The organism is Amycolatopsis keratiniphila subsp. keratiniphila (assembly GCF_001620365.2).
Classification (GTDB): Bacteria; Actinomycetota; Actinomycetes; order Mycobacteriales; family Pseudonocardiaceae; genus Amycolatopsis; species Amycolatopsis keratiniphila.
Window position 1 is genome coordinate 44,752 of the sequence record NZ_LQMT02000018.1, and the last position, 26,719, is coordinate 71,470.

Annotated in this window: 26 protein-coding genes; 10 read left to right on the forward strand and 16 right to left on the reverse strand. The window is 69.0% G+C overall.

Features of this window, described 5'->3' with window-relative positions:
• Positions 1 to 9 precede the first annotated feature (9 nt).
• Together AVR91_RS17285 and AVR91_RS17290 are read right to left on the reverse strand one after the other, a co-directional pair.
• A complete protein-coding gene (locus AVR91_RS17285; protein WP_063273289.1) occupies positions 10 to 384 on the reverse strand; it encodes a YccF domain-containing protein in 375 nt (124 codons plus the stop codon).
• A complete protein-coding gene (locus tag AVR91_RS17290; protein WP_063273292.1) occupies positions 384 to 1,145 on the reverse strand; it encodes a PhzF family phenazine biosynthesis protein in 762 nt (253 codons plus the stop codon). The genes AVR91_RS17285 and AVR91_RS17290 overlap by 1 nt, the downstream gene beginning before the upstream one ends.
• A gap of 133 nt (positions 1,146 to 1,278) precedes the next feature.
• Here AVR91_RS17290 and AVR91_RS17295 point away from each other — a divergent pair, with 133 nt between their 5' ends.
• Complete coding sequence (locus tag AVR91_RS17295; RefSeq protein ID WP_063273288.1) at positions 1,279 to 2,937, forward strand: AMP-binding protein; 1,659 nt, start codon at positions 1,279 to 1,281, stop codon at positions 2,935 to 2,937.
• A 79-nt stretch (positions 2,938 to 3,016) separates the two neighbouring features.
• Complete coding sequence (locus AVR91_RS17300) at positions 3,017 to 4,162, forward strand: hypothetical protein (RefSeq protein WP_063273287.1); 1,146 nt, start codon at positions 3,017 to 3,019, stop codon at positions 4,160 to 4,162.
• Positions 4,163 to 4,220: 58 nt separating this feature from the next.
• Here the strand turns inward: AVR91_RS17300 and AVR91_RS17305 are convergent, their stop codons facing one another.
• Together AVR91_RS17305 and AVR91_RS17310 are read right to left on the reverse strand one after the other, a co-directional pair.
• A complete protein-coding gene (locus tag AVR91_RS17305; protein ID WP_016337555.1) occupies positions 4,221 to 5,192 on the reverse strand; it encodes a R2-like ligand-binding oxidase in 972 nt (323 codons plus the stop codon).
• Entirely contained in the window at positions 5,189 to 5,800 is a 612-nt protein-coding gene (locus AVR91_RS17310) for a TetR/AcrR family transcriptional regulator (protein ID WP_172843559.1), read from the reverse strand. The genes AVR91_RS17305 and AVR91_RS17310 overlap by 4 nt, the downstream gene beginning before the upstream one ends.
• Before the next feature lie 94 nt (positions 5,801 to 5,894).
• Here AVR91_RS17310 and AVR91_RS17315 point away from each other — a divergent pair, with 94 nt between their 5' ends.
• Positions 5,895 to 6,548 (forward strand): HAD family hydrolase, encoded by a 654-nt coding sequence (locus AVR91_RS17315; RefSeq protein WP_063273286.1) that lies wholly within the window; start codon positions 5,895 to 5,897, stop codon positions 6,546 to 6,548.
• Here the strand turns inward: AVR91_RS17315 and AVR91_RS17320 are convergent.
• A complete protein-coding gene (locus AVR91_RS17320) occupies positions 6,484 to 6,729 on the reverse strand; it encodes a hypothetical protein (protein ID WP_072029770.1) in 246 nt (81 codons plus the stop codon). The two genes, AVR91_RS17315 and AVR91_RS17320, sit on opposite strands and share 65 nt — an antisense overlap.
• Positions 6,730 to 6,861: 132 nt before the next feature.
• Here AVR91_RS17320 and AVR91_RS17325 point away from each other — a divergent pair, with 132 nt between their 5' ends.
• The gene (locus AVR91_RS17325) at positions 6,862 to 7,248 is read left to right on the forward strand and encodes a cold-shock protein (protein ID WP_016337551.1); all 387 of its coding nucleotides are present in this window, start codon (positions 6,862 to 6,864) and stop codon (positions 7,246 to 7,248) included.
• Positions 7,249 to 7,587: 339 nt separating this feature from the next.
• Here the strand turns inward: AVR91_RS17325 and AVR91_RS17330 are convergent, their stop codons facing one another.
• The 3 genes from AVR91_RS17330 to AVR91_RS17340 are packed head-to-tail and all read right to left on the reverse strand — an operon-like array spanning position 7,588 to position 10,822.
• Entirely contained in the window at positions 7,588 to 8,052 is a 465-nt protein-coding gene (locus AVR91_RS17330) for a DUF2771 family protein (protein ID WP_016337550.1), read from the reverse strand.
• Positions 8,053 to 8,080: 28 nt separating this feature from the next.
• A complete protein-coding gene (locus AVR91_RS17335) occupies positions 8,081 to 10,006 on the reverse strand; it encodes an MFS transporter (protein ID WP_063273284.1) in 1,926 nt (641 codons plus the stop codon).
• A gap of 51 nt (positions 10,007 to 10,057) precedes the next feature.
• Positions 10,058 to 10,822, reverse strand: coding sequence for a glutaminyl-peptide cyclotransferase (locus AVR91_RS17340; protein WP_063273283.1), 765 nt, complete (start codon positions 10,820 to 10,822; stop codon positions 10,058 to 10,060).
• A gap of 49 nt (positions 10,823 to 10,871) precedes the next feature.
• Between AVR91_RS17340 and AVR91_RS17345 the strand changes: the two genes are divergently transcribed.
• Together AVR91_RS17345 and AVR91_RS17350 are read left to right on the forward strand one after the other, a co-directional pair.
• The gene (locus AVR91_RS17345) at positions 10,872 to 11,822 is read left to right on the forward strand and encodes a DUF3027 domain-containing protein (RefSeq protein WP_063273282.1); all 951 of its coding nucleotides are present in this window, start codon (positions 10,872 to 10,874) and stop codon (positions 11,820 to 11,822) included.
• The gene (locus AVR91_RS17350) at positions 11,812 to 14,619 is read left to right on the forward strand and encodes a sacsin N-terminal ATP-binding-like domain-containing protein (RefSeq protein ID WP_063273281.1); all 2,808 of its coding nucleotides are present in this window, start codon (positions 11,812 to 11,814) and stop codon (positions 14,617 to 14,619) included. Before AVR91_RS17345 ends, AVR91_RS17350 begins: the two co-directional genes overlap by 11 nt.
• Here AVR91_RS17350 and AVR91_RS17355 read toward each other — a convergent pair.
• On the reverse strand, positions 14,616 to 14,843 hold the full coding sequence (locus AVR91_RS17355) for a DUF2530 domain-containing protein (protein ID WP_037335676.1): 228 nt from the start codon (positions 14,841 to 14,843) through the stop codon (positions 14,616 to 14,618). The two genes, AVR91_RS17350 and AVR91_RS17355, sit on opposite strands and share 4 nt — an antisense overlap.
• An 80-nt stretch (positions 14,844 to 14,923) precedes the next feature.
• Between AVR91_RS17355 and AVR91_RS17360 the strand changes: the two genes are divergently transcribed.
• The 4 genes from AVR91_RS17360 (at position 14,924) to AVR91_RS17375 (ending at position 18,660) form a co-directional block, all read left to right on the forward strand.
• The gene (locus tag AVR91_RS17360) at positions 14,924 to 16,381 is read left to right on the forward strand and encodes an NCS2 family permease (RefSeq protein ID WP_063273280.1); all 1,458 of its coding nucleotides are present in this window, start codon (positions 14,924 to 14,926) and stop codon (positions 16,379 to 16,381) included.
• Positions 16,382 to 16,448: 67 nt separating this feature from the next.
• A complete protein-coding gene (locus tag AVR91_RS17365) occupies positions 16,449 to 16,880 on the forward strand; it encodes a MarR family winged helix-turn-helix transcriptional regulator (protein ID WP_016337543.1) in 432 nt (143 codons plus the stop codon).
• A gap of 107 nt (positions 16,881 to 16,987) precedes the next feature.
• Entirely contained in the window at positions 16,988 to 18,247 is a 1,260-nt protein-coding gene (locus AVR91_RS17370; protein WP_063273279.1) for an MFS transporter, read from the forward strand.
• A complete protein-coding gene (locus AVR91_RS17375) occupies positions 18,244 to 18,660 on the forward strand; it encodes a hypothetical protein (protein ID WP_063273278.1) in 417 nt (138 codons plus the stop codon). Before AVR91_RS17370 ends, AVR91_RS17375 begins: the two co-directional genes overlap by 4 nt.
• Here the strand turns inward: AVR91_RS17375 and AVR91_RS17380 are convergent.
• From AVR91_RS17380 to AVR91_RS17410, 7 genes are all read right to left on the reverse strand, one after another.
• The gene (locus tag AVR91_RS17380) at positions 18,657 to 19,670 is read right to left on the reverse strand and encodes a hypothetical protein (RefSeq protein ID WP_063273277.1); all 1,014 of its coding nucleotides are present in this window, start codon (positions 19,668 to 19,670) and stop codon (positions 18,657 to 18,659) included. The genes AVR91_RS17375 and AVR91_RS17380 overlap by 4 nt on opposite strands.
• A gap of 543 nt (positions 19,671 to 20,213) precedes the next feature.
• Positions 20,214 to 20,972, reverse strand: coding sequence for an arylamine N-acetyltransferase family protein (locus AVR91_RS17385; RefSeq protein WP_063273276.1), 759 nt, complete (start codon positions 20,970 to 20,972; stop codon positions 20,214 to 20,216).
• Between the two features lie 93 nt (positions 20,973 to 21,065).
• Positions 21,066 to 21,689, reverse strand: a complete 624-nt coding sequence (locus tag AVR91_RS17390) for a superoxide dismutase (protein WP_016337537.1) — start codon at positions 21,687 to 21,689, stop codon at positions 21,066 to 21,068.
• Positions 21,690 to 21,887: 198 nt separating this feature from the next.
• Positions 21,888 to 23,747 (reverse strand): serine hydrolase domain-containing protein, encoded by a 1,860-nt coding sequence (locus tag AVR91_RS17395; protein ID WP_063273275.1) that lies wholly within the window; start codon positions 23,745 to 23,747, stop codon positions 21,888 to 21,890.
• 92 nt (positions 23,748 to 23,839) lie between these two features.
• Entirely contained in the window at positions 23,840 to 24,508 is a 669-nt protein-coding gene (locus AVR91_RS17400; protein WP_063273274.1) for a biliverdin-producing heme oxygenase, read from the reverse strand.
• Between the two features lie 78 nt (positions 24,509 to 24,586).
• A complete protein-coding gene (locus AVR91_RS17405) occupies positions 24,587 to 25,174 on the reverse strand; it encodes a TetR/AcrR family transcriptional regulator (RefSeq protein ID WP_063273273.1) in 588 nt (195 codons plus the stop codon).
• 24 nt (positions 25,175 to 25,198) lie between these two features.
• The gene (locus AVR91_RS17410) at positions 25,199 to 26,698 is read right to left on the reverse strand and encodes a glutamate-cysteine ligase family protein (protein WP_063273272.1); all 1,500 of its coding nucleotides are present in this window, start codon (positions 26,696 to 26,698) and stop codon (positions 25,199 to 25,201) included.
• Positions 26,699 to 26,719 lie beyond the last annotated feature (21 nt).

The following is a 26,719-nucleotide window of genomic DNA, read 5'->3' on the forward strand; positions in this document are numbered from 1 at the left end:
CGGCGCCACTCACGGGAGCTCGACGATCTCCTTGCCCAGCGGCATCAGCGAGACCGGGATCATCTTGAAGTTCGCCACGCCCAGCGGGATCCCGATGATCGTGATGCACAGCGCCACCCCGGTCAGCACATGGCCGATGGCGAGCCAGAGCCCGGCGAAGATGAACCAGATGACGTTGCCGATCGTCGACGCGGCCCCGGAGTCGCGCCGGTCCACCACGGTGCGGCCGAACGGCCAGAGCGCGTACGCCGCGATCCGGAACGACGCCAGCCCGAACGGGATGGTGACGATCAGGATGCAGCAGATGACGCCGGCGACGATGTAGCCGAGCGCCATCCACAGACCGCACAGCACGAGCCAGATGACGTTGAGGATCAGGCGCATCAGACGTGCAACTCCCCGCTGGCCACGGTGACCGCCTGCCCCGAAAGCAGGACGCGGTCGCCTTCGAGTTTCATCCGGACGATGCCGCCGCGGGCCGAGGCCTGCTCGCCGACGAGCTCGTCCCGGCCGAGCCGGGCGGCCCAGTACGGCGCGAGGACACAGTGCGCGGAGCCGGTGACGGGGTCTTCGTCGATGCCGACACCCGGCGCGAAGAACCGGGTGACGAAGTCGATCCCGTCCACGTCACCCGGTGCGGTGACCATGAGCCGCCCGTTCCAGTGCGCGCGCAGCGCGGCCAGGTCCGGCGCGAGCGAACGCACCACGGACGCGTCGTCCACCACCGCGAACAGGTTGTGCTTGCTGCGCCCGACGTACTCGAACTCCAGGCCCGGCAGGATCGACGACAGGTCGTCGTCCGACTCGCGGGGCGGATCCGACGGGAAGTCCATCGACACCCAGCCGTCTTCGGCTCGGCAGCGCAACTCGCCGCTTTTCGTCGTGAAGGTCTGCTCGCCGCCGAGGACGTGTGTGGTCGCCAGCGTCGCGTGCCCGCACAGGTCGACTTCGGTCTCCGGTGTGAACCAGCGAAGCGACTTCGGCCCTTCGCCACCGACCTCGACGAAGGCCGTCTCTGCGTGCTTCAGCTCGGCGGCCACGGACTGCATCCAGTCCGCGTCGCCCGGAGCGTCCAGCAGGACCACGCCGGCGGAGTTACCGGCGAAGGCTTCGGAGGTGAAGGCGTCGACGATGTAGAGGCGCATGCCCTCGACGATATCGGCCGCGGCCGGACCCAGCCTCCGGGTTTCCCCTGAGGTGGTCTCCACTTGCAGGTGGCCGCCGTCACGCCGCGTTCCTAGACTCGACGCGTCGATGCCGCCGAACGCAGGAGTCTCCATGCCCGACGCCCCCGCCTTGCCGAGTTACGCATCGGGAATCTCGGACACCCCGCTGCTGGGGGACACCATCGGCGACAACTTCGATCGCACCGTCGCCGCCTTCGGCGACCGGGACGCGCTCGTCGACCGCGCGGCCGGGAAACGCTGGACCTACACCGAACTCGCGGCCGAAGTGGACGCGCTCGCGCTGGGCCTGCTCGACCTCGGGATCGCCAAGGGCGACCGCGTCGGCATCTGGTCGCCGAACCGGTGGGAGTGGACCTGCGTCCAGTACGCGACCGCGAAGATCGGCGCGATCCTCGTCAACATCAACCCGGCGTACCGCTCGCACGAACTCGAATACGTGCTGAACCAGGCCGGCATCAAACTCATCATGGCCGCGAACTCGTTCAAGACCTCCGATTACGCGGGCATGATCGCCGAAGCGGGGCCGAAATGCCCGGCGCTGGAACACGTCGTGCTGCTCGACGGCCCCGAGTGGCCGTCGATGCTGGAGATCGGCCGGAAGGCCGACCGCGCGCCGCTGGTGAAACGGCAGGCCGAACTCTCCGCGGACGACCCGATCAACATCCAGTACACGTCCGGCACCACGGGTTTCCCCAAGGGCGCCACGCTCAGCCACCACAACATCCTCAACAACGGCTACTTCGTCGGCGAACTCTGCAACTACACCGAAGCCGACAAGATCTGCATCCCCGTGCCCTTCTATCACTGCTTCGGCATGGTGATGGGCAATCTCGCGGCGACGAGCCACGGCGCCTGCATGGTCATCCCGGCGCCCGCGTTCGAGCCGAAGGCCACCCTCGAAGCCGTCGCGGCCGAGAAATGCACGTCCCTGTACGGGGTTCCGACGATGTTCATCGCCGAACTGGCCGACCCGGACTTCGCTTCCCACGACCTGTCTTCGCTGCGGACCGGGATCATGGCGGGCTCGCCGTGCCCGGTCGAGGTGATGAAACAGGTCATCGACCGGATGGGCATGGCGGAGGTGTCGATCTGCTACGGCATGACCGAGACGTCGCCGGTTTCGACGCAGACCCGCGCGGACGATTCCGTGGAGCGGCGGGTGTCGACGGTCGGCCGGGTCGGGCCGCATCTGGAGGTCAAGGTCGTCGACCCGGAGACCGGGCTGACCGTGCCGCGCGGCGAACCGGGCGAACTCTGCACCCGCGGCTACTCGGTGATGCTGGGTTACTGGGAACAGGCCGACAAGACGGCCGAGGCGATCGACGCGGCGCGGTGGATGCACACCGGCGACCTCGCGATCATGGACGCCGACGGGTACGTCAACATCACCGGCCGTATCAAGGACATGGTCATCCGCGGCGGTGAAAACCTGTACCCGCGCGAGATCGAGGAATTCCTCTACACCCATCCCGACATCCTCGACGCGCAGGTGATCGGCGTCCCGGACGAGAAGTACGGCGAGGAACTCATGGCCTGGGTCCGCATGCGCGAGGGCGCGGAGCCGCTGACGGCCGAAACGGTGCGGGAGTTCTGCGAGGGCAAGCTGGCGCGCTACAAGATCCCGCGCTATGTCCACGTCGTCGAGGAGTTCCCGATGACGGTGACCGGCAAGGTGCGCAAGGTCGAGATGCGGGCGGAGTCGATCAGCATCCTCGGGCTGGAGAAGGCGGCGGCGACCAAGCACGCCTGACACTTCGAGGCAACCTGTCACACCGTTGTCGCGTGTTCCCTTCGTGGCGGACCCGAACCGCCGCGAAGGGGAGAAAGTCATGACACTCAAGCGAAGCAGAAGAGCTCTCGCGCTGGCAGGCTCGCTCGCGGTGCTGCCGCTGATGCTGCCCGGCGTGGCGGCCGCCGCCACCGGCCCGATCGATCTGGGCACGCTGCCGGGGGATCAGTACAGCGAGGTCAATGCGGTCAACGAAGACGGCGTCATGGTCGGTTCGTCGACACCGCTGGAAACCCAGATCAAGTACCACGCGGCGAAATGGGACGCGCAGGGCCGGATTTCCGCGTTGCCCGGCCTCGGCGGCGAGCAGAGCAAGGCGACGGACGTCAACCGCGGTGGGGTCGCGGTCGGCTGGGCCCACAAGGACGCGGACTGGAACCAGGCGGCGGTCAAATGGGCGCCCGACGGCACGGTGACCGCGTTGCCGTACCTGCCCGGCGGGGATTACGCGACCGCGAACGCGATCACCGACGGCGGCGTGATCGTCGGCGCCGGGCGCGCGGCGGACGGGACGATGCACGCCGTCCGGTGGAATCCGGACGGCAAGGCGGTGGACCTCGGCGGTTTGCCGGGCGGCGCCTACGCGAACGCGGAATGGATCACCCCGGACGGCAGGACCGTCGCCGGGACGGCGTCCGACGCGGCGGGGAAGAACCACGTCGTGCGCTGGAATCTCGCCGGCGTGATCACCGATCTTTCCCCGGGCAATCCGCGCGCCACCCCGGAGGACATGAACGACTTCGGGGTGATCGTCGGAAGCGCCGACGACGCGAGCGGCAACCCGAAACCCGTGCGGTGGGAACGTGACGGGCGGATGACCTGGCTGGAGTACCCGGAAAGCGGGCCCGCCTGGGCGAACGCGGTCAACAACGCCGGTGCCGCGGCAGGCGGCGGCTATCTGGTGTTCGGTACGGAAAGCCCGGTCAAGTGGAACCGCGCCGGGACCCGTACGACGCTTTCGACCGCGCGCGGGCTGGGTTACGACATCGACCGGCTCGGCACGGTCGTGGGCCTGGAGAACAACATCGCGACGAAGTGGTCGGCGAACGGCACTCCGACGGTCCTCGGTGTGCTGCCGGGCGGCTCCTACAGCGTCGCCACCCACATCGCACCGAACGGGACGATCATCGGCTTGTCCGACAACGAAAACGGCCGCATCCACGCCGTGTACTGGCCCGCCGGCTAACGCACGTGAAGGCCCCCTTCCCTCGACTGAGCCGAGGGAAGGGGGCCTTCACGCGGGATCAGGCCGCGGAATTGGCGGCGGCCGCGGCGATCGCCTTCGCGTCCTCTTCGCCGAAGGTCTCTTCGAGGTTCTCCGGCGAGTAGTCGAGATCGATCTGCTCCACCGGCATCCCGCGCGCGGACTCGATCGCGCCGAGACGCCGCTGTGCCCGGTCCGCCGCGTACTGGATGATCTCTTCGGGATCGTTGTCGAACGGGATCTCCTCGAACTGGTCCTGCACCCACTGGATCATGCCCAGCGCGTGGGGGAGCAGTTCGCCCATCCGTTGCTGCACCGCGTCCCACAGCGAATCGTCGGCGGCCACGTGACGGCGGCAGGTGAAGGTGCCCCACGCCATGTGGCGGCGTTCGTCGTCGCCGATGCGGCGCACCAGTTCCTGCATGCCCGGCAGGATGTCGTGCTGCGTGCAGATCAGCTGCCACGAGTAGTACCCGGTCAGCGCGAGACTGCCCTCGATGACGTGGTTGTAGGTGACGCTCGCGCGGATCTGGTTGAGCGGGCTGGGATCGTCTTCCAGCGCGCGCAGCGACTGCGGCAGCTCTTCGTAGAAAAGCTTGCGGTAGTGGGGATTCTCCGCGACGTACGGATGCAGGTCCTCGGTCAGCCCGACGGAGTCCATCCACCGGCGGAACACCTCGGTGTGCTTGGCCTCCTCGAAACAGAACTGCGTCAGGTACATCTCGTCGCCGAAGCGGCCGGTCGCGGACATCGCCCGCATGAACGGCTGGATGTCTTCGGTGACCGCCTCTTCGCCCGCGATGAACTGCGCCACGAGATAGGTCGTCGACCGCTGCTGTTCCGGGTTGAGGCTTTCCCAGCCCTCGCGTTCACGGGAGAAGTCGATGTCGGCCGGGTTCCAGAACTTCTTGTTCCCCTTGACGAACAGCCGCAGCGGGAACGAGTCCCAGTTCAGCCCGCCCTTGCGGAGTGAGGAAAAACCGGTCCGCAGTTCGGAGAGCGTGTCGGTCATGGTGTCCCCTTCGAATCGGTGGTCAGCGCCCGTATCGCGGGTGCCAGCACGGCGACGACCGCCGCCGCCGCCTCGCCGGCCGAATGCGTCGGCATGACGAGATGGGACAGGGAAAGCCGCACGACGGTCTCCGCCAGCAATGTGGCGGATTCCGGGGAGAGCGACGGCTCGAACTCGCGGTACTGCCCGGCCGCGACCTCGGTGGCCGCGGTCAGGATCGGTTCGCCCTTGGTGGTGAGCAGGGGAAGCAGGTCCTCGCCCGCTTCGGTGCCCAGCGTGGTGGCGACGAGCCGGTTCTCGCGGGCGTGCTCGATCGTGTACACGACCGCCTCGCGGATCCCGTCGCGCAGGTCGAGCGCGTCCTGGACGCGCAGGCGGATGCCTTCCAGGAACTCCGAAGTCGTCCGGAGGACCACGGCTTCGGCGAGCGTGCCCTTGTTGCCGAACTCGTTGTAGACGGTCTGCCTGCTCACGCCGGCGCGGGCGGCGACGTCCGCCATCCGCAGGGCCCTGTAGCCGTGCTCGGTGAGCAGCTCGGTGGCCGCGTCGAGCAGCGCCTCCCGCAGAGAGGCCTTGGTCCGATCGGAGAAGCTCGTGATCTCGCCCACATTTCCAGCTTGACACAGATCGTGCGCATGTCAAAGAAGTTGACGGGTATCCATCCGGTGTAAATCGGTCGGTGGTGGCGGCTACCGTGATCGTGTGGGCATCACCGTGGGGTTCGACCTCGACATGACACTGATCGATCCGCGGCCGGGCATGGTCGCGGTGATGAACGCGCTCGGCGTGGAGTCCGGCCTGCCGCTGGACGGCGAATACTTCGCGGCCAACCTCGGCCCGCCCCTCGACGCCAGCCTGCGCGGTTTCGGCGCGCCGGAGGAGCGCATCCCGGAGCTGGTGGCGCGCTTCCGCGCGATGTATCCGGACACGGTCGTGCCGGTGACGGTCGCGATGCCCGGCGCGGCCGAAGCACTCCACGCGGTCCGTGCCGCGGGCGGGCGCACCGTCGTCGTCACCGGCAAATACGCGCCCAACGCGAAGCTCCACCTGGACGCGCTCGGGATGGAGGTCGACGTCCTGGTCGGGGAGCTGTGGTCGACGGAGAAGGCCGCCGCGCTCACCGAGCACGGCGCCAGTGTCTACGTCGGGGACCACCTCGGCGACGTCCGCGGCGCGCTGGCGGCGGGCGCGGTCCCGATCGGGGTCACCACGGGCCCGTGCACCAAGGAAGAGCTGCTCGCGGAAGGAGCCGACGTGGTGTTCGACTCGCTGACCGAGTTCCCCGGCTGGTTCAGCTCTTTCGGCGAGCCTCGCGGACAAGGGCGATCAGGCCGAGGGCCAGCCCCAGCGGAGTGATCACGCCGGCCGCGGCGGACAGCCACACCGGCAGGTTCTCGAGCCCGGCGGCGAACATGACGAAAACCGCTGTGACGGCGATCATGCCCAGCGCGAACAGGCCGATGCCGACGCGCATGAGGATCGGTTTGCCGGGCTTTTCGGGGACGGCCACAGCGGCCTCCTTTACTGCGGTCTCCATGACGGAGAGGGTATCCGCCGGTATCCGCTTCTCCACAGGGCGTGTGGCGAGATACGCTTATGGGACGCGCGCCCTGGGTACGCCCCCGGGCGCGTTCGTTGTGAGCGGGACAGCAAAGGATTGGTGAGGGAAGTGCCGACCGGCAAGGTCAAGTGGTACGACGCGGAGAAGGGTTTCGGTTTCGTCACCCAGGATGGGGGCGCAGACGTCTACATCCGCAAAGCCGCGCTGCCGCAGGGCGTCGAAGGGCTCAAGGCGGGCCAGCGCCTCGAGTTCGGTGTCGCCGACGGCCGCCGCGGCCCGCAAGCGCTCTCCGTCCGGTTGCTGGACCCGCCGCCCTCGGTCGCCGAGGCGCGCCGCCGCCCCGCCGAGGAGCTGCACGGGCTCATCGAGGACATGATCAAGCTGCTCGAGCTCAAGGTGCAGCCGGACCTGCGGCGCAACCGGTACCCGGACCGCAAGAACACCAAGCAGATCGCCGAGATCATGCGCGCGGTCGCGCGGGACCTCGATCCCTGATCGGCGCTCCCCACCCACGTAACGCGCTATGAACGGTCCGTTCCTTGCAAAATTTGCAAGGAACGGACCGTTCATAGCGCTCGCGTACGTCGATGCCTTGGGATCCTCGCCCGGTCCGTGAAGGCCTCCTTCACTACTTTCAGGGTAGGCAAGGAGGCCTTCACTACCTCCGTGGGCGACGCGCGCACCCCATATGCACCAGGCGATCACGGCAGGCGCATATGGAGGCCTTCACGGACTCGAAGATGTTGCGAAAGCCACTTTCGCAACCTTCAACGTTGCGAAAGTGGCTTTCGCAACACGTGGCCGCCAAAGTGGTAGCAAAGGTCCCTTGCTCCCTCAGGCGGCCGGCGGCTCGACCTGCAGCGACCAGATCGCCGTCGTGACCGCCTCGGCGTCCTCCGGCCGTCCGGTCCGGCTCAGCACCGAAGCCTGCGCGACCTCGACGACGAGGATCTGGTCGTCCGGCCGCGGCGTCGTCACGGTGTAGGCGAACCGGTCCAGCGACGTGATGATGTCCTGCTTGAGCTCCTGCGGCTCGCCCTTGCCGTTCACGTACTGCACCGTGACCTTCCACGGCGTTTCCGCGATCGCGCTCGGCACCGAGATCTGCACCGGCTTCCCCGGCCGGATCCGCAGTTTGCCCGCGGCGTCGGGCCTGGTGGTGCACTGGGCGCTCTTGATGTCGCACGACGCCAGCGGGCCGACGTTCACCGTCTTGCCGTCGGCGAAGAAGGTCACCTCTTCGGGGCCGGGGGCCGAGCAACCGGCCACCACGAAACCACCCGCCGCGAGCAGGGCCAAAATACGAAGTCGCCGCATACGGTGAAGATTACGAGCCCGGCCGCCACCGGGAGTCACCGGGCTGCGAGGGGACCGGCGATTCACTGGTCGGCTCCGGGCGCAGCGGCCGGTCGCCGCCGAGACCCGGGACCAGCGAGGTCCCGCGCCGCACCATGAACGTCTGCGTGAACCCGACGGCCAGCAGGATCGACAGCACCAGGAAGCCGATCCAGTACGTCGGCGGCAGCAGCAGGCCGACGGCGCCGCCGAAGCACCAGGCCAGCTGCAGCACGGTCTCCGACCGCCCGAACGCCGAAGCGCGCGACTCTTCCGGCAGGTCTTCCTGGATGACGGCGTCGAGGCTGATCTTCGCCAGCGCGCTCGCGGTCGCGCCGACGAGCGCGACGATCGCCGCCGTCGCCAGCCCGGCCGCCACGGTCGCGATGACCGACATGCCGAGGCACGCCCCGACACAGCCCAGGATCACCTGATCCGGTTTGCCGAAGTGCAGCCGCGAACCCAGCGCGTTCCCGAGGAACCCGCCCGCCCCGGCCGCGGCGCCGATGATGCCGAGCAGCAGCAGCTGGGCGAACGGGCTCTGCCCGCTGCCTTCGGTCTGCGCCTTCACCGCGAACGCGGAGAACATCATCAGGAACCCGGTCAGCACCCGGACGGAACCGTTGCCCCACAAAGAGACGACGATATGCCGTCCCATCGGCTGCCGCTGCTTCTTGATCCGCCGCTCGGGATGCGCGGACAGCGACGCGGGCACCTCGCCCTCGGTCTTCTCGACCCACGAAGGGATCCGCATCGACTGCACGGCGGCGGCCACACAGATGACCATGGTGAACCACAGCGCGCCCTGCGAACCCCACAGCGCGTTGAAGCCGCTCGCGAGCGCGCCGAACGCGCCGGCCGCGACCAGGCCGAACACGGTCAGCCGCGCGTTCGTCTTGGACAGCGTGATCTCGGGTGGCAGCACCCGTGGGGTCACCGCGGCCTTGAGCACGGTGAACGACTTCGAGAGCACCATCATGCCCAGCGCCGCCGGGTACAGCAGCCAGTCGTCGAAGTGCAGCGCCATCACGATCGCCATCAGCGCCTGTCCCGCCGAGGACACGCACATCGCGAGCCGTCGGCCGCGCTGGATCTTGTCCAGCGCCGGGCCGATCACCGGCGCGACCAGTGCGAACGGGGCGATCGTGATGAGCAGGTAGAGCGCGACCTTGCCCTTGCTCTCCCCGCTGGTGGCGGCGAAGAACAAGGTGTTCGCCAGCGCGATCGCCATCGCGGCGTCGCTGGCGTAGTTCAGCATCACCGCGTACGTCAGCGAAGTGAGGCCCGACTTGTCGGCGCCATCCGCCTTCGTCGCGCGCTGGAACGCGCCGACGGCCTGCCCGGTGAGCTGGCGGCTGCGCATCGCCGCGACCCGGGTGACCGTGATCTTCTTCGGCATCTTCGGCAGGGCGCCCGCCCGGGGCGGGACCGCGGTCGTCGGATGCTCGTGCGGAGGGTCCGGCACTTCACGCGGCTCGCCCGCGTAACCGCCGGTGTCGTAGTGCTCGTACTCGCCGCTTCCCGGGGGGTGCTCGTCGTAGAACCCGCCCGGACGACGCCGGACGGGTTCGGTCTGACGCTGCGAGGGATCCGGGTACGGCCGCGCGCCACGCGGAGGAGTCCGTGGCGGCGGTGGCGGTGGCTGGTGATGCCCCATCGGGATCGCGCCGGTGCGCGCCTCGTCGGCGGTCGGCCCGGCCGGATGTGGCTGGTACTGGGGTTGCGGGCGGGCCGCGCGCGGCGGCGGGGGTGGCACCGGCTGCTGATCGACCCTGGTCGGCGGCGGTGCGGACCAGCTGCGTGCCTGGGCGGCGCCGGGCTCCGGCGTCCACTTGCGCTTGCTCTTGCGGCCACGCTCCTTGCCCGGCCGGCCGGAACGCGTGCCGTCGGGTCCGGAGTTCGAGCCGAAGATTCCCACGCTTCAATCCTGCCTTACGCGGGACTCGCTTCGCGCGTTCACCACTGCTTTCTAGGGGAACGGGACGAACTTCACCCGGAACATCCTCGGCCAGAGCTTGCCGGTGATCAGGAATTCGTCGGTCCCGGGCACCGCCGCGATGCCGTTGAGGACGTCCGCGGAGCCGCGTTCGGCCCCGTCCAGGAGGCCGGAAGCGTCGATCTCACCGGTGACCCGGCCGGTCGCGGCGTCGATCCGCAGGATCCGGTCGGTCTGCCAGACGTTCGCGTACACGGAGTCGCCGACGCATTCCAGCTCGTTCAGCTGGTCACGGCCGACGTCGACGCTGCCAGTCGGCGCGAAGGACACAGGGTCACGGAAGGTCAGCTTCGACGAGCCGTCGCTCATCACCAGCCGCCCGGCGTGGTGGCACAGGCCCCAGCCCTCGCCGGTGTACGTCACCCGCCGCAGCTCGGCCAGCGTCTTGGCGTCGCGTTCGATCGCGACGCCGTCCTTCCAGGTGATCTGCCAGGCGGTCGCCCCGAGCACGGTGATGCCCTCGCCGAACAGGCCGGGCAGCTCCTGACGGACCGTCGGCGCCGCGCCCGCGGGCCCGGCCCGCATCGACGACCTCCCGACCAGGCCGGTGCCCTCGTACAGCGTCTCGCCGGAGAACTCCAGGCCCTGGGTGAAGGCGGCCGGGTCGTGGGGCAACGTCGAGAGCACCCGCACCTTGAGCTTCTCGGGCGCGGGCGGCGCGGCGTCGCTCACCGGCGCGGCGGCGCAGCCACCGAGGACGGCGGCCAGCAGGAGCGAGGTGGTCATCAGCGTGCGCACGCGGACAGCCTGACACGGACCGCGATATCGCGTGCGGCAGAATGGGGGCATGACCCTGCTGTTGACCCTGGACGACGGCTCCATCCAGCGCAAACTCGCCGAGGCGGTCGATCTGGCCCGCGCGGCGGTGCTGGAGGACGCCGGTGCCGAACAGGTCGGCGCGCACGTCGGCGTGGATCGGGAGGACGCGGTCTCCGCGAGCCACCTGTTCGAGGCGACCGTGACGGGGTATCGAGGCTGGCGCTGGTCGGTGACGGTCGCGCTCGCCGGCGAGGACGAGCCGATCACGGTCAGCGAGGTCGTGCTGATCCCGGGTCCGGACGCGCGGGTCGCCCCGGCGTGGGTGCCGTGGGAGCGCCGCGTGCAGGCGGGCGACCTCGGCGTCGGCGACATCTTCCCGGTGGAGAAGGACGACCCTCGGCTCGCCCCGGCGTACCTGGAGTCCGACGACCCCGCGGTCGAAGCGGTCGCCAAGGAGACCGGTCTCGGCCGGGTCCACGTGCTGTCCCGGTACGGCAGGCTCGACGCCGCCGCCCGCTGGCACGGCGGTGAGTTCGGCCCGCGGTCGGACATGGCGCGCAGCGCGCCGGACGTCTGCGGGAGCTGCGGGTTCTTCGTGCCGCTCGCCGGGTCGCTCAGCGCGGCCTTCGGCGCGTGCACCAACGACATCTCCCCGGCGGACGGCCACGTCGTCGACGTCGAGTACGGCTGCGGCGCGCACTCCGAGATCGAGGTCGAGGTGACCTCGTCGGTGCCGGTGGCGGAACTGGTCTACGACGACTCGCTGATGGACTTCGAGCCCGCTCCGGAAACGCCCGCCGAGGCTCCGGAACCCGAGCCCGCCGAGACCGCGGAGGCCGCGGTCGTCGACGAATCCGAGGCCCCGGTGGCCGAGGCGCCCGAGACCGCCGAGGTCCAGCCGGAGGTCGAACCCGAGGCCGTGGTCACGGAGACCGCCGACGAAGCGCAGGTCGAGGCCGAAAGCGCCAGTGAGCACTGACCCGTTCGGCACCGAGCGGCTCCGCGCCGCCGTCCTGCGGGCGTGGGCCGATTCGCCGACGCGGTTCACCGAGGACACGAACACCGAGAACGACCTCCGTGTCGGCGGCTACCGCGACCGGCTGTTCGTCGAGCTGGCGCAGAACGCCGCCGACGCCGCGCTGGCCGCCGGTGACCGCGGCACGCTCCGGGTGTCCGTTGTGGACGGTGAGCTGAGGTTCGCCAACACGGGCGCGCCACTGGACGCCCGCGGGGTCGAATCCCTCGCCTCCCTTCGCGCTTCCGGCAAGGGGGAGGAGACCGTCGGCCGGTTCGGCGTCGGATTCGCCGCCGTGCTCACGGTTTCCGCCGAGCCGAGGATCGTTTCGGCGACCGGCGGTGTCGCGTTCTCCGCGGAGCGCACCCGGGCCGAGTCCGGGCGCACCGGCGACGTTCCCGTGCTGCGGCTGCCGTGGCCGGTCGCGGACGACGAGCCCGCGGTGCCCGAGGGTTTCACCACCGAGGTCCGGCTTCCGCTGCGTGAAGGCGTCGACGTCCGGGCCCTGCTGGCGGACCTGAAGAACGACATCGGCGATCTTCTGCTCACCTTGCCCTGGCTGGAAAGCGTCGAGGTCGAAGGCGGTGTCTGGCGCCGTTCCGATCTCGGTGACGGCGTCGTCGAGCTCGCGTCGCCGGACGGTTCCGAGCACTGGCAGGTGCATCGCGGCGAGGTCGTCTGGGCCGTCCCGCTCGACGGATCCGGCTCGCCCCGGCCGCTCGGCGAAGACGTCCTGCACGCGCCGACCCCCACCGACGACGAGCTTTCCCTGCCCGCCAGGCTGATCGCGACGCTTCCGATCGAGCCGTCCCGGCGCCGCGCGCTGCCGGGACCGGAGCTGACCGCGGCGTTGAAGAACGCCGCGCGGGAGTACGTCGATCTCGTCTGTTCCTTGCCGGGCAAGGAACGGCTGGCACTCGTGCCCGGTGCGGGCTTCCCTCGTTCCACTGTGGACGGAACGCTGCGCGAGGCCATCCTGGAGAATCTCACCGACTCGCCTTGGCTTCCCGCTCAGGCAGGAGACGATCTGCCGGGGCGCCAGGCGCGTGTCCTTTCGGTGGACGTGCCGGGGTTGGCGCCGCTGCTGGCCGATCTCGTGCCAGGGCTGATTTCACTGTCCGGTGTGGACCTTCGCGCGGTCGGTGCCCGGACGCTTTCGCCCGCCGAAGCCATCGAGCTGCTGACCGGGGCCCAACGCGAGCCCTCGTGGTGGCGCTCGCTCTACGACGTGCTGCTCCCGGCACTCGAAGCGCACGACCTCACCAAGGACGACCTCGGCGCGTTGCCGGTGCCGATGTCCGACGGCCGCACCCTGCCCGGCGTCCGCGACGCGCTGCTCGTCGGCGGCTCGGCGGAACTGCTCGAACTGCTGTCCGATGTGGACATCATCGGCCTGCGGCTGGTGCATCCGGCCGCCGCGCATCCGTTGCTGGAACGCTTGGGAGCCAAGCACGCCGAGGCGAGCGACCTGCTGGAAGCCGACGCGCTGAGCGCGGCCGTCGAACGCAGCGTCGAAGACGTCCGGTCCGGTTTGGACGGTATGGCGCTCGCGGGCGCGGTGCTCCGCCTGATCGCCGAGGTCGGCGACGAAGTCCCCGAATGGGCGGGCGCGCTGGCCCTGCCGAGCGAGGACGGCTGGCGTCGTGCGGACGAACTCGTCCTGCCGACGTCGCCGCTGGGCGACATCTTCGACCCCGAAGTGTTCGAAGAAGACGGCGCTTTGTCCGTGCTGGACGAGGAATTCGCCGAAGACTGGCCGGTGGCGACGCTCGTCGCGGTCGGTGTGCTCGATTCGTTCGCGATCATCACCGACGACGAACCGCTCGAACCCGAACACGGCCTGCCCGAGGAACACGAGTGGTGGGACTCCCGGGAACGGCCGCCGTCACGGGTGCTCGCCGTGCGCGACCTCGACCTCGTCGGCGACGACGCCTGGCCGGAGGCGCTGCGCCTGCTCGCGGCGCGTCCTGAGACCTGGCGTGCGCTCACCGAACCCGGCGGGCACACCGGTTGGTGGCTCGCGCGGTACGCGCTGCTGGACGGGCACGCGCCGCTCGACTGGCGGATGCCGGAAGCGTCCGCGCTGGCCGGGCTCTACGACGTCGTCCCGGATTCGGGGCTGAGCAAGGAGATCCTGCTCGCCGCCGGTGTCCGGACGGAGCTGGGAGCGGATGCCGAAGACGTCGAGGACCTCCTGGAACGGCTCGGTGACCCCGAGCGCAAGGTGAGCCCCGGGCTCGCTTCCCGGGCGCACGCGGCCCTCGCCGAGTACACAGTGGACGTTCCCGCGCCGGACCGGGTCCGCGCCGCGGACGGCTCGGCCGTCGACGCTCGCGACGCCGTCGTGCTCGACGTGCCGTGGTTCGCCGCCGTGCTGGCGCCGGAGCGGATGGTCGTCTCGGCGAGCGGCGCCGTCGCGTTGGCGGAACTGCTGGACCTGCCGGTGGCGAGCGGGCTCGACGCCAAGGTCACCGAAGACGGCGAGTACGTGCCGTGGACGGAGCTGTCCGCGCTCCGGCTGGCCGCCGATCAGCTGGGCGTCGAACTGCCCGAAGGCGGTGTGCTGCTGCACGAGGCGCTGACGGTGACCTTCGAGGACGCCGAGCACGAAGTCGCCTGGTGGTCCGACGGCAGGCTGCACGCGGCGGATACCCCCGAAGGCCTCGGCCGGGCCTTCGCCTGGGCCACGGACCGATGGGCCGACCGCCACGTCCTGACGGCCCTGCTCGACGACCCCTCGCCCTCCGCGCTCCTGAACTAAAGGCGCTGGGCGCTCTTCGAGCCTCGGCGCGCGGCGGCGCGCTGCCAGGCGATGATCGCGAGACCGATGAAGCCGAGCACGACGCCGGAGAACGCCGTCTGCACCCAGATGCCGTCGGTCACAAAGAACAGGACCACGGTCGCGACCGCCCAGAGCGAAGTACCTACGATCACGACCGGCGTCAGGTCGGTCAGCCGCTTCGGCAGCTCCGGCGTTGGCCGCAATGAACCGTTTACTTCCCCGGAATTGATCGATTCGCCCACGTGGGGAAGGGTACCCGGCAACGGGCGAAGGGTGGTACGCGATGGCCGAGCAGCGCACCCGGTCCACACTGGACCGGTTCTTCAAGATCAGCGAGCGCGGCTCGACACCGGGGCGGGAGATCCGCGGCGGGATCGTCACCTTCTTCACGATGGCCTACATCGTGGTGCTGAATCCGCTGATCATCGGCAGCTTCTCCGCCGAAGACGCGGGCGCGCACAAGGACGTCCTCGGCAACATCCTCCCCGTGCCACAGGTCGCCGCGGTGACCGCGCTGGTCGCCGGGGTGCTGACGATCGTCATGGGCCTGGTCGCGAACTACCCGTTCGCCATCGCCACCGGACTCGGCATCAACAGCCTGATCGCGGTCACCTTCGCCTCGCAGATGACCTGGCCGGAGGCGATGGGCCTGGTGGTGATCGAGGGCCTGGTCATCGTCCTGCTGGTGTTCGCCGGCATCCGGACGGCGGTGTTCAACGCCGTGCCGCCGCCGCTGAAATCCGCGATCGCGGTCGGCATCGGCCTGTTCATCTGCCTGATCGGCCTGGTCGACGCCGGCTTCGTCCGCCGCGTGCCGGATGAGGCGAAGACGACCGTGCCGGTCGGGCTGGGCATCAACGGCTCGATCGCTTCGTGGCCGACGCTGGTGTTCGTCGTCGGTCTGCTGGTCACCGGGATCCTGGTGGCGAAGCGGATCAAGGGCGCGATCCTGATCGGTGTCCTCGCGTCGACCGTGGTCGCGATCGTCGTCGAGGCGATCACGAAGGTCGGCCCCTCGAAGGGCGTGAACCCGCAGGGCTGGAACCTCGGCTACCCGGCGCTGCCGGAGCAGGTCCTGGGCGTGCCGGACCTCTCGCTGGTCGGTGACATCTCCTTCGGCGCCTGGACGCGGCTGCCGATCATCACCGTGGTCCTGCTGGTGTTCACCCTGGTGCTGGCGGACTTCTTCGACACCATGGGCTCGATGACCGGCCTGGCGAAGGAAGGCGGCCTGCTTCCGGCGGACGGCAAGCTCCCGAACGTCGGCAAGGCCCTGTTCGTCGACGGCACCGCCGCGGTGGCGGGCGGTTTCGCGTCGTCGAGTTCGAACACCGTCTTCGTCGAATCCGCGTCCGGTATCGCCGAGGGCGCCAGGACCGGGCTCGCGAACGTCGTCACCGGCGTGCTGTTCATCGCGGCCATGTTCCTGACCCCGCTCTACCAGGTCGTCCCGGTCGAGGCCGCCGCCCCGGCGCTGGTCGTCGTCGGCGCGCTGATGATGAGCCAGGTCAAGGAGATCGACTTCTCCGACTTCACCATCGCGCTGCCCGCGTTCCTGACGATCGTGATCATGCCGTTCACCTACTCGATCGCCAACGGCATCGGCGCCGGCTTCGTCAGCTACGTCGTCATCCGCGCCGTCACCGGGAAGGCCAAGGGCGTGCACCCGCTGATGTGGGGCATCGCGGCGATGTTCGTGGCCTATTTCGCGGTCGGACCGATCCAGGCCGCGTTCAACTGACCAGCGGTTATGTCATCCGTGGGCGATCTCACGGGCCGATGATCCGATCGTGAGGTAAGCTAACTATATGTCCGGAGACACGCACGAGCGCTCACTGGCGAGCCGCCTGCGTCTCGCGGTGGTGCGGCTCAATCGACGGCTACGGGCCCAGCGTGCCGGTGACGGCATCTCGCTGACCCAGGTGTCCGCGTTGTCGACGTTGCACAAATGCGGTGCGCTGACCCCTGGCCAGCTCGCCGCGAAGGAAGGCGTCCAGCCGCCTTCGATGACGAGGGTGATCGCCGCGCTCGAGGAGATGGGTTACGTCGAGCGCAGGCCGCATCCGACGGACGGCCGCCAGGCCATCGTCGAACTGTCCGATCGCGGCCGGGCCTACGTGATCGAGCAGATCACCGCGCGGGAGATCTGGCTGGACAAGCAATTGGCGGAGTTGAGCGCCGAAGAACGTGAAGTGCTCTCTCGCGCCTCCGAGATCATCGACAGGATGGCGGGGAACTAACAGCGGTGACGACCACGGGTAACGAAACACAGTGTCCTTCCAAGACCACCGTTACCCGGGAACCCGCACCACCGCCACCTCCCGCGCGCGAGAAACCGCGCGGGAGCATGTTCTCCTCGCTGAAGGTCCGCAACTACCGGCTCTTCTTCACCGGCCAGGTCATCTCGAACATCGGCACCTGGATGCAGCGCATCGCGCAGGACTGGCTGGTGTTCACCCTCAGCGGCAACGACCCGATCGCGCTCGGCATCGCGGTCGCGCTGCAGTTCGCGCCGACACTGTTCCTCTCGCTGTGGGCCGGGGTGCTGGCCGACCGCGTCGACAAACGACGGCTGCTGATCGGTATCCAGATCGCCGTGCTGGCGCAGGCGGTGATCCTCGGCGCCCTCGACCTGAGCGGGATCGCGGCGCTCTGGCACGTGTACCTCCTCTGCTTCACCCTCGGCGTGACGGCGTCGCTGGAGGTGCCCGCGCGGCAGTCGTTCGTCGCCGAGATGGTCGGCAGGGACAAGGTCACCAACGCCGTCGCGCTCAACTCGTCGATCTTCAACATGGCCCGCATCGTCGGCCCGGCCATCGCGGGTTTCGCGATCACCTGGGTCGGCACCGGCTGGCTGTTCATGGCGAACGCGGTGAGCACGGGCGCCGTCATCGCCGCGCTGGTGCTGATGAACCCGGACAAGCTCTTCCGCGGCCCGGCCATCCCGCGCGAGAAGGGGCAGCTCGTCGAGGGGCTGCGGTACGTCCGGCGGCGCAGTGACCTGATGACGGTGATGGTGCTGGTGTTCTTCGTGAGCACGTTCGGCATCACGTACTTCACGTCGCTGCCGATCGTCGCCGCGAACGTCTTCCACACCAACGCCGACGGCTACGGCCTGCTGTCGACGCTGGTCGCCGTCGGCACCTTCACCGGCGCGCTGATGTCGGCCCGCCGCAACACCCGCGGCGGTCCGCGCGTGCGGCTGCTGCTGATCTCGGCGTTCCTGCTCGGCGCGTTCGAGGTGATCACCGCGTTCATGCCGACTTACCTGAGCTTCGGCCTCGCGCTGATCCCGCTCGGCTTCGCCACGATCACCTTCCTGAACACGGCGAACGCGCTCGTGCAGACCGCGGTCAGCCCGGAGATGCGCGGCCGGGTGATGGGCCTGTACGTGCTGGTGCTGATCGGCGGCAACCCCGTCGGCGGCCCGATGACCGGCTGGATGGCCGACGCCTTCGGTGGCCGCTCGCCGTTCTACATCGGCGGCGCGATCTCGGCGGTCGCCGCGGTGGTATGTGCCGTCGTGCTGATCCGGCGTGGCGGGGTGAGCCTGCCGGTGCGGCGGTTCGGGAACGGCCTGCGCGTGCTGAAGCGGGAACGGGTGTGAACCGGCTCGGCGTCGAACCGTCGGGGACCGGGTTTCTCGACTGGACGATCGACGGCGTCGCGCTGCGGTCGATGGTTCCCGCTGAGCAGCGGACGCCGCTGTTCCTGGACGACGAACTGTGGCGGGAGGCGGCGGTCGGGACGCTTCGCCGTCTCCTCGGCAGCTTGCCGGGCGATTTCGACGACGGCCGGGTCGCGCTGCTGGTGTGCCCGGCGTGCGGTGACCTCGGCTGTGGCGCGTACAGCGTCGAGGTCGTCTTCGGAGACGACGTGGTCGAATGGCGGCACTTCGGCTGGCAAACCGACTACGAGCCGTTCGACGACCCGGAGGAGTACCGGTTCACCGGCGCCCGATTCGAGCGGACGGCGTACGAGACGCTGCTCGGCGACCTGCTGTCGAAATACCGGTCCTAGCGGCCGAGCAGCGGCGGCACCATCTTCTCGGCGAGGGCCACGAGATCGCCGGTGCCCTTGAACTTGAGCGTCTGCCCGGCCGGATCGTCGGTGAGCTGCACGAAGACCCCTCGTCCGTCGACTTGGGCGGGCCGCCCGGCGATCGTCGTGGTCGGGGCGACGGCGGTGGACAGCTCGCTGTAGTCCGCGGTCACGCCGTTCAGCTCGCAGGCGGCGAAGAAGTTCGGCTTCGCGTTGTCCGGCGGCACACCGAGCGCGCGGCCGAGTTCACCGCACAGCAGCCACGAGATCACCGGGAGGGGCTTGTCCTTGATCGGGCCGGGTTCGGTCTTCTCCAGGGCGATCTCGCCGTCCTCGCCGGTTTTCGGCAACTTCGGCCCCGGCGGCATCGCACCGGCGATCAGCGCTTCGGCGAGGGCCCTTGCCTTCTTTTCGGTTTCGGGGCTCTCGACGAGCCTGCCGCGGAGCGAAATGTGCAGTACCGGCGAGGCACCGATGTGCGGCGCGACCTCGACGAGTTCGACGCCCAGGGTGGTGCCGTCCTTGTCCGTGGCGATGACCGCGAGCTTACCGGCGACCGTGGTCTTCGTGGGCAGACCGCGGCTCGTGTCTTCCGGCAGCGCGGGGGCCATCTGCGTGCTGACGTCGAGCTCCGCGGTGACCGCGTGACAGGACTGGCCGGCCTCGCGAAGCGTGCGACCGCCGAGGATCTCCTCCCAGCGCTGCTCCGGGATCGCCTGGCACAGCACCTGGGCGGCGGTTTCGTCCGTCAGCGCGGCCACCATCTCGCCTGTCGGCATCGCGACCGGGCGCAACGCCAGTCCGGGCTTGGACGGCCAGGTCGCGGGGAGCTCGGCTTTCGGTTCGTCGTCCCGGTTCAGCACGGTGATCGCGACGACGATGCCGACACCGAACAACAGCAGGACACTGACCAGCGCGCAGCCCGCCCAGATCCACATCGGACGGTCGGTCTTGCGCGCGATGGCTCGGTAATCGTTCGGGGTGGCCACGGGGTGAAGCTAGCCCGTCGGGCGCCGCCTGTCCGGCGAAACGCCAAGGCCTCTTGAGTGGTAAGGGGCCGAGTGTGTGGATTTTGGGGCGTTGGATGACCGGAAATCCACACAGTCCCTCCGTGACCGGTCCGGTCACGACGGGGTGTGTGGATAGAGGGACATTCAACGTCTCTATCTCCACACACCTCTCACTCTCGGTGACACCCACACCGACCACGTCACGAGGCGCGTTCAGGAGCGTCAGATCGGCCGTTGTCCAAGGGTGTGCGGAAGTCGTAGTCCCACTCGCTGCCGTCGGCTCCACCACGGCAGCGGGGACTCATGGGACAAGTATGCAGTCACTCAGAAGGGTGAGATCGGCGTCTCTCGGCCGAACCCCTTGCCGGAGTAGATGAGGTTAGGCTAACCTCATACATGTCCGCTTCGTGGTGGGAGCGGCAGTCAGTTCGGGAACGGACGAAGCCCCGCAACCGGGTTACCCCCGGAGGCGGGGCTTCGTTCATTCCGGAGCGTTCATGGTCGATGACCGCGCCGATCAGGTCAAGGCCGTCCCGGCACCCGGTCGAGTTCGATCCCGAACTCCTTCCGATAGGCCTCCAGGATCTCCTGGTCACCCGAAAGCCTGGTCTCGGTGCGGACGCCGTGGGTGGTGACGATCAGCTTGTCACCCGCCAGCGTGACCCGGCCGTGCTTGGTCGGCAGCGAGCAGGTCGGTCCCTGCGTGAAATGCGAGTCCGGCGAGGTCGCCTGCCAGAACGCCGTCGGGACGAACTCGTCCAGCGCCCGCGGCCGCCGCTCGATCCGGTACTGGGGTTCGCCGTCCATGAGCACGTCGATGTCGCCGTGGGGCGCGTCGAGCACCAGGAACTCGCCGTCCGGGTCGGCCTGCGCCTCGGTGGCGGACAGCCGCAGCGGGAACCGGCTGAACCGGCCGAAGCCGACGTCGGCCAGCCACGGCTCATCCAGCTCGACGCGGACGACGGCGTGGTCGAACGGCGGCCCGAGGGTGCCGTCCGGCCGGAACACCTTCGCCGCCTGCAGGGTGACGTCGAAGCCGAGCTCACCCAGTAAGGCGGCGAAGAGCCCGTTCAGCTCGTAACAGAAGCCGCCACGGCGCCGCCGTACGATCTTGCCCGACAGCGCCTCGGTGTCCAGCCCGATCGGTTCGCCGAGGTGGATGCTCAGGTTCTCGAACGGCACCATCGCGAGATGGCGTTCCTGCAGCGTCCGCAACGCGGCGACGTCCGCGGTGGCGGGGCGGTCGAGCCCGAGTCGGTCGAGGTATGCGGCGACGTCCATACGCCCACCCTGACACCTCGACTTCGCTGGAGGTCAAGAAACGAAGAACGGGGCCCTCCTTCGAAGGAGAGCCCCGCTTCGTGGCGAGAAGAGTCAGCCGAGCAGCAGGCCGTTGCCACCGGCGACGGCGTTGTCGAACCGCTTGGAGATCTCGGCCCAGTTGAAGATGTTCCAGAGCGCCTTGACGTAGTCCGGCTTCACGTTCTTGTAGTCCAGGTAGAACGCGTGCTCCCAGACGTCGACCAGCAGGATCGGCGTGGTCGGGAGGACCAGGTTGTTGTGGTGGTCACGCAGCTGCTGGGTGATCAGCGTCTTGCCGATCGGGTCCCAGGAGAGCGCGGCCCAGCCGTTGCCCTGGATCGTGGTGGCGACCGCGGTGAACTGCGCCTTGAACTTGTCGAAGGAGCCGAACGCCTCGTCGATCGCGGAGGCCAGCTCGCCGGTCGGCTTGTCGCCGCCTTCCGGGGAGAGGATCTTCCACCACACGACGTGGTTGGCGTGCCCGGCGAGGTGGAACGCCAGCGTGGTCTGCAGGCCGACGATGTCACCGAAGTTGCCGGCCTCGCGGGCCTCGGCGATCTTGTCGAGCGTGTCGTTCGCGCCCTTGACGTAGGTCGCGTGGTGCTTGCTGTGGTGCAGCTCGTTGATCTCGCCCGAGATGTGCGGCGCCAGAGCGCTGTAGTCATAGTCGAGATCGGGGAGCACGTAGCGGGCCATCGGCCCTCCTTCTGTCTTCGACACAAGTTTCCAAGGACGAACTTAGTCGTCTTCACCCGTTTGCGGCGACCGGGGGCGCCGCGTTTCTCCCCAGGTGGAACGACCCGTTCGTAGCGGCTGTACCCGGTGGGGCCACCGCCTGAAACCCACCCTGCTAGCTCCAGTTAGCTGGAGGTCAAGGCGATGTGACGGCGGTCATCAAGCCAGATAGGGCAGCCCCACCAGATGGTAGGAGGCGATTACCCCGAGGAAGGCGAGCAGCGCCACGGAAACCACCGTGTAGGTGATCCTGCCGGGGGTGTTCCACCAGCCACGGACCCAGGCGAGCACCGCGCAGACGACGGCGGCACCGGTCAGGAGCAGGACCGCGTTCGGCAGGAGCAAGGTGACGCTCAGCAACGGGGAGTGCCCGGACGTCAGCGCCACGGCGGCGGCGCTCAGATCGCTCATGAGCACGGCGAAACCGGCCGTGAACAGCACGACCGCGAGTGCCGCTGACCAGGCGGCGACGGTCGCGAACCGGGCACCTGAAGGGTTCCGCTCCCGGCCGCGCCGGACGAACGCGCGGATCGGCCACCACATCAGCGCACCCAGCAGGAGCAGCAGCGCGATACCGAGGATCACCAGGTGCGTGGAGGGCGAGCCGAGCCAGGACACCCGTTCGTAGGAGGAGTTCGGGTCGTCGCCCGCGAAGAGCAGGACCTCCCCGCCGGACTCGCGGAACGCGATCCGCTCACCGGCTGCGTCGGTGAACAGTCCCGGTTCGGTCTGCGTCCAGCGCCGGGTCCCCTCGCCGAGGCCGGAAGTCGTCAGCACGCCGTCGCCGTCCGCGGTCACCGTGACGCCGCCCGCGAGCGCGCGGACCTTCGTGAAGCTGTCGTAGTCCAGCCGTGTGTTGTTGTAGTTGCCCGCGAACCTCGAGACATCACCCGCGAGCTTCACGGGAGCGGGGACGGGCGTGGCGGGCTGCAGCCGATCGACGAAGGCTTTCAGCACCTCGGCGGTCACCGCGGCGGCGTCGCCGGAGAACGCGCCGCCGTTGAACGCCAGGTACACGCCGGTGTTCTTCTCCGGCACGAGCTCCAGCACGCTGAAGAAACCCGGTGAGTCACCGGTCTTCTCCACCAGGCGCAGGCCGTTCAGATACCGCTCGGAGAAGCCGAAACCCATCGCGGGCAGGCGCGGATCGTTGCGGAACCGCGCGCCGTGCAGCTGGTCGAGCAAGGGACGGCTGAACGTGCCGGGGACGAGATTCGCGGACAGATAGCGGCCCATGTCCGCCGGAGTGGCGACGTTCCCATCGCCGGCGGGCGGTTCGGGGCCGAAGTTGGCAGGCGGGACGACCTGCGCGGAGCCGTCCCAGCGGTAGCCGGTCGCCAGCGGGACATCGGGCGTGGGCTGGGCGACGCTGCTGTCCTTCATCCCCAACGGTTCGAAGATGTGCTGCCGTACGTAGTCCGAATAGGACTGTCCCGACGCGAGCTCCACGAGATGCCCGGTCAGCGCGTAGCCGTAATTCGAGTAGAGGGCGGCGTTGCCGGGCGGGCGGACCCGGGTGGGCATCTCGGCCGCGAGATGCTCCGCGAGCGCGGGCAGCTTCTCGTCCCGAGGCGTGAACATCCGGTACACGCGGTCTTCGAAACCCGCGGTGTGGGTGAGCAGAGAAAACAGGGTGACCGGGCGGCCGGGGAAGGTTTCGGGGATCTTGAACGCTTTCAGATACGTGTTGACGTCGGCGTCCAGTGCGAGCTTGCCCTGTTCGACGAGCTGCATCGCGGCGGTCGCGGCGATCGACTTGCCGACGGAGTTGATCAGGAACCCGGTGCGCTCGGGGTCCACCTTGGCCTGGGTGTCCACTGAGGACACTCCGTAACCCTTCGAGAACACGGTCTTCCCGCCTTCGACGACCACCACGGCGGCGCCGGGAATGTGGTGCTCGGCAAGGCTTCGCGGGAGGATTTCGTCGAAGACGCCGGCGGGTGTCGCCGCCTGGGCGGCGGGCGCGGTCAGGATCGTCGCGACGGTCAGCAGGGCGGCGGCGGCCGCGATTCGGAACATACCTGGAAAGTTAGGGATTTCCCCGGGGTGAGGGGATCCGGCGGGCCGCCGATCGCGGGGTGGGTCGGCCCTACCCCGCGACCGGCGACACCTCAGGCGGCCCGGTACTCGTCCAGCTCACTCGCCAGCTCGTCGAACACCGCGATGTTGCACTCGAAGGCCACGATGGCCTCCTCGATCAGCCGCGCGCGCTCGTCCTCGCTCCACGGCGCCGCGTTCAGCTGCTCGCGGTAGTTGTCCCGGAACTTCGGGGCACTGCCCAGCTGGTCGAAGTGATAGAACAGCGAACCCGCCTCGTTGAGCTCGTACTTGCGCTCCAACAGCCGCCGGATGACCTGGCCGCCGGCGATGTCGCCGAGGTAGCGCGTGTAGTGGTGGGCGACGAACCCGCCGGACCAGTCCGACGCCTCGGCCACGCGCCGCGCGTAGCGCTCCGTCGAGGGCAGCGGCCGGATGGTCTCGCGCCAGTCCGGGCCGACGAGGTGTTCGAGGTCGCGTTCGAGGCTGGGCAGCCGCCGGAGCTCCTCGAAGACGAACTTGCCCGCCACGGGATCCTTCGCCAGCTTGTCGGCGGCCTGCTCGATGGCCTGGTAGATGAAGTAGTACTGGATCGCCAGCCGCGTGTACCCGTCGCGCGTGAGCTCGCCGCCGAGCAGCGCGTTCATGTACTCGGAGTGGTTGGCCCGCTCGTGGGCGGGCAGGGTGGAGGCGCGCAGGGCCGCGGAGAACGGCCCGGATTCGACGTCGGTGGTCACCGGCATGGACAGAGCCTCCAAGCATCGATCTGACATGCTGTCAGAAAGAGCGTAAGGCACAACTGCGGGTTAGGCTACCCTAATTTACGGGTTTTCCGTCATCCCGACCGCTCTGAGCACGAAGCGGACGGCTCCCTCGATCGCGTCGTCCAGCCGTTCGGGTGGTACGTCGACGACCTGACGGCTGCCCAGCGCGGCGGTGATCATCGGGATCAGGAGGTCGGGATCCTCGTCCGGCACCCCCTCCGCGAGGATCTCGCGCAGCTGACCGGTGATCGGGTCGGCGTGCGCGCTGATCCGCCGGTACGCGGCGGGCGCCAGCGCCGACGCGAGCGCGGTCCCGGGCGGAAGGTGGTACTCGGCCAGCACCCGCAGCTGGAGCCGGACGAACGTCGAAAGCTTCTCGACCGGGGTGTCCGCGGTCGCGACGGCCGCCGTCAGCCGTTCGACGTACCGCGTCGCCTCGTCCTCGACGAAGGCCACCAGCAGGCTTTCCTTGTCGGGGAAGTGGTTGTACATCGCCGTGCGGCCGAGGCCCGCTTCGGCGGCGACACCCGCGAGCGTGATCGCGTCGAACCCGCGCTCGTACAGCTGGCCGCGCAGGACGTCGAACACCCTGCTGCGGACCTCGCGCCGGTGTTCCTCCAGCGAGCGGCCGATGATCTTGGGCACGAGCCACCTCCCTGGGAGGAAACTCTAAGCCTCCAGCGACCAGGTGTGCACCGGCGTCTCGGTGGCGGACAGCTCCAGGTACCGGCCCAGCATCCGGCTCAGCGCGGTCTCCCGTTCGGCGCCGCGCTCCTCCGCGCGCAGGACGTACTCCCGCTGCCACGCCGCGCCGGTCCGCCTGGTGAGACACCGCTGCTCGATGATGCCCAGATAGCGCTCTCTCGCCTCGTCCGAAACGTCCGACCGGCGCAATCCCTCGTGCGCCAGCGGCAGCAGCACCCGCAGCACCAGCTCGTCCGGCGGGATCCAGCCGATCCCCGGCCAGTACAACTGCGCGTCGAAACCCCGGCGCGCGCCCGCGTACATGTTCTCCTCGGCCGCCTGGAACGACATCTGTGTCCACACTGGACGGTCGGCCTCGGCGAGGGCGCGCTGTGCGCCGTAGAAGAAGGCGGCGTTCGCGACCATGTCGACGACGGTCGGGCCCGCGGGCAGCACCCGGTTCTCCACCCGCAGGTGCGGCAGGCCGTCGACGACGTCGTACACCGGCCGGTTCCAGCGCCAGACGGTGCCGTTGTGCATCCGCAGCTCGGTGAGTTTCGGGGCCTGGCCGGAGTCGAGCGCCTCGATCGGATCCTCTCGGTCGGTCTCGGGCAGCAGACCGGGGAAGTACCGGACGTTCTCCTCGAACAGGTCGAAGATCGACGTGATCCACCGCTCGCCGAACCACACCCTCGGCCGCACGCCCTGGTTCTTCAGTTCTTCGGGCCGGGTGTCCGTGGCCTGCAGGAACAGCGGGATCCGGGTCTCGTGCCAGAGCGCCTTGCCGAGCAGGAACGGCGAATTCGCGCCGACGGCGACCTGGACGCCGGCCAGCGCCTGCGCCGCGTTCCAATGCGCCGCGAACTCCTCGGGCGCGACCTGCAGATGCAGCTGGACGGAGGTGCACGCGGCCTCGGGGAGGATCGATTCGGAGTAGCTGCGCAGCCGCTCCGGCTGCCTGCCCGGCAGCGGCGCGCCCTCCATCGAAAGCACGGTGCGCTCGCCGCGAGCCGCGAAGATGCGGTCATTGAGCAACGAATAACGGGCGTTGTTGGTGAGCCACTTCTGGTCGAAGTGTTCGTGCCGCAGCGTCGGGAGGATGCCGATCATCGCCAGTGAGGCGCCGGATTCCTCGGCCGTGCGTGAAGCGGCGCCCAGGTACGCGTTGAGGTCGTCCTCCAGCTGCAGCGCGGATTCGCCGGCCAGCGGCCGCGGCGGCACGTTGAGCTCCAGGTTGTGCTGGCCGAGCTCGGTGGTGAACGACGGATCGTTCAGCGCCTCGAGCACCGTCGTGTTCGTCATCGACGGGCGCAGCTGGCCGTCGACGAGATTCAGCTCGACCTCGAGCCCGATGTTCTTGCGCGGGAAGGAAAAACTCCCATCGGTGAGCATACGGGCCAAGGTGTCGAGGCAGCGCTGTACCTTCCGGCGATAGCGGCCGCGATCCTGCGGCTCGGAGGGGTCCGCCGAAAGATTCTTACCCATGTTCGTCGAGCTCCTCATTGG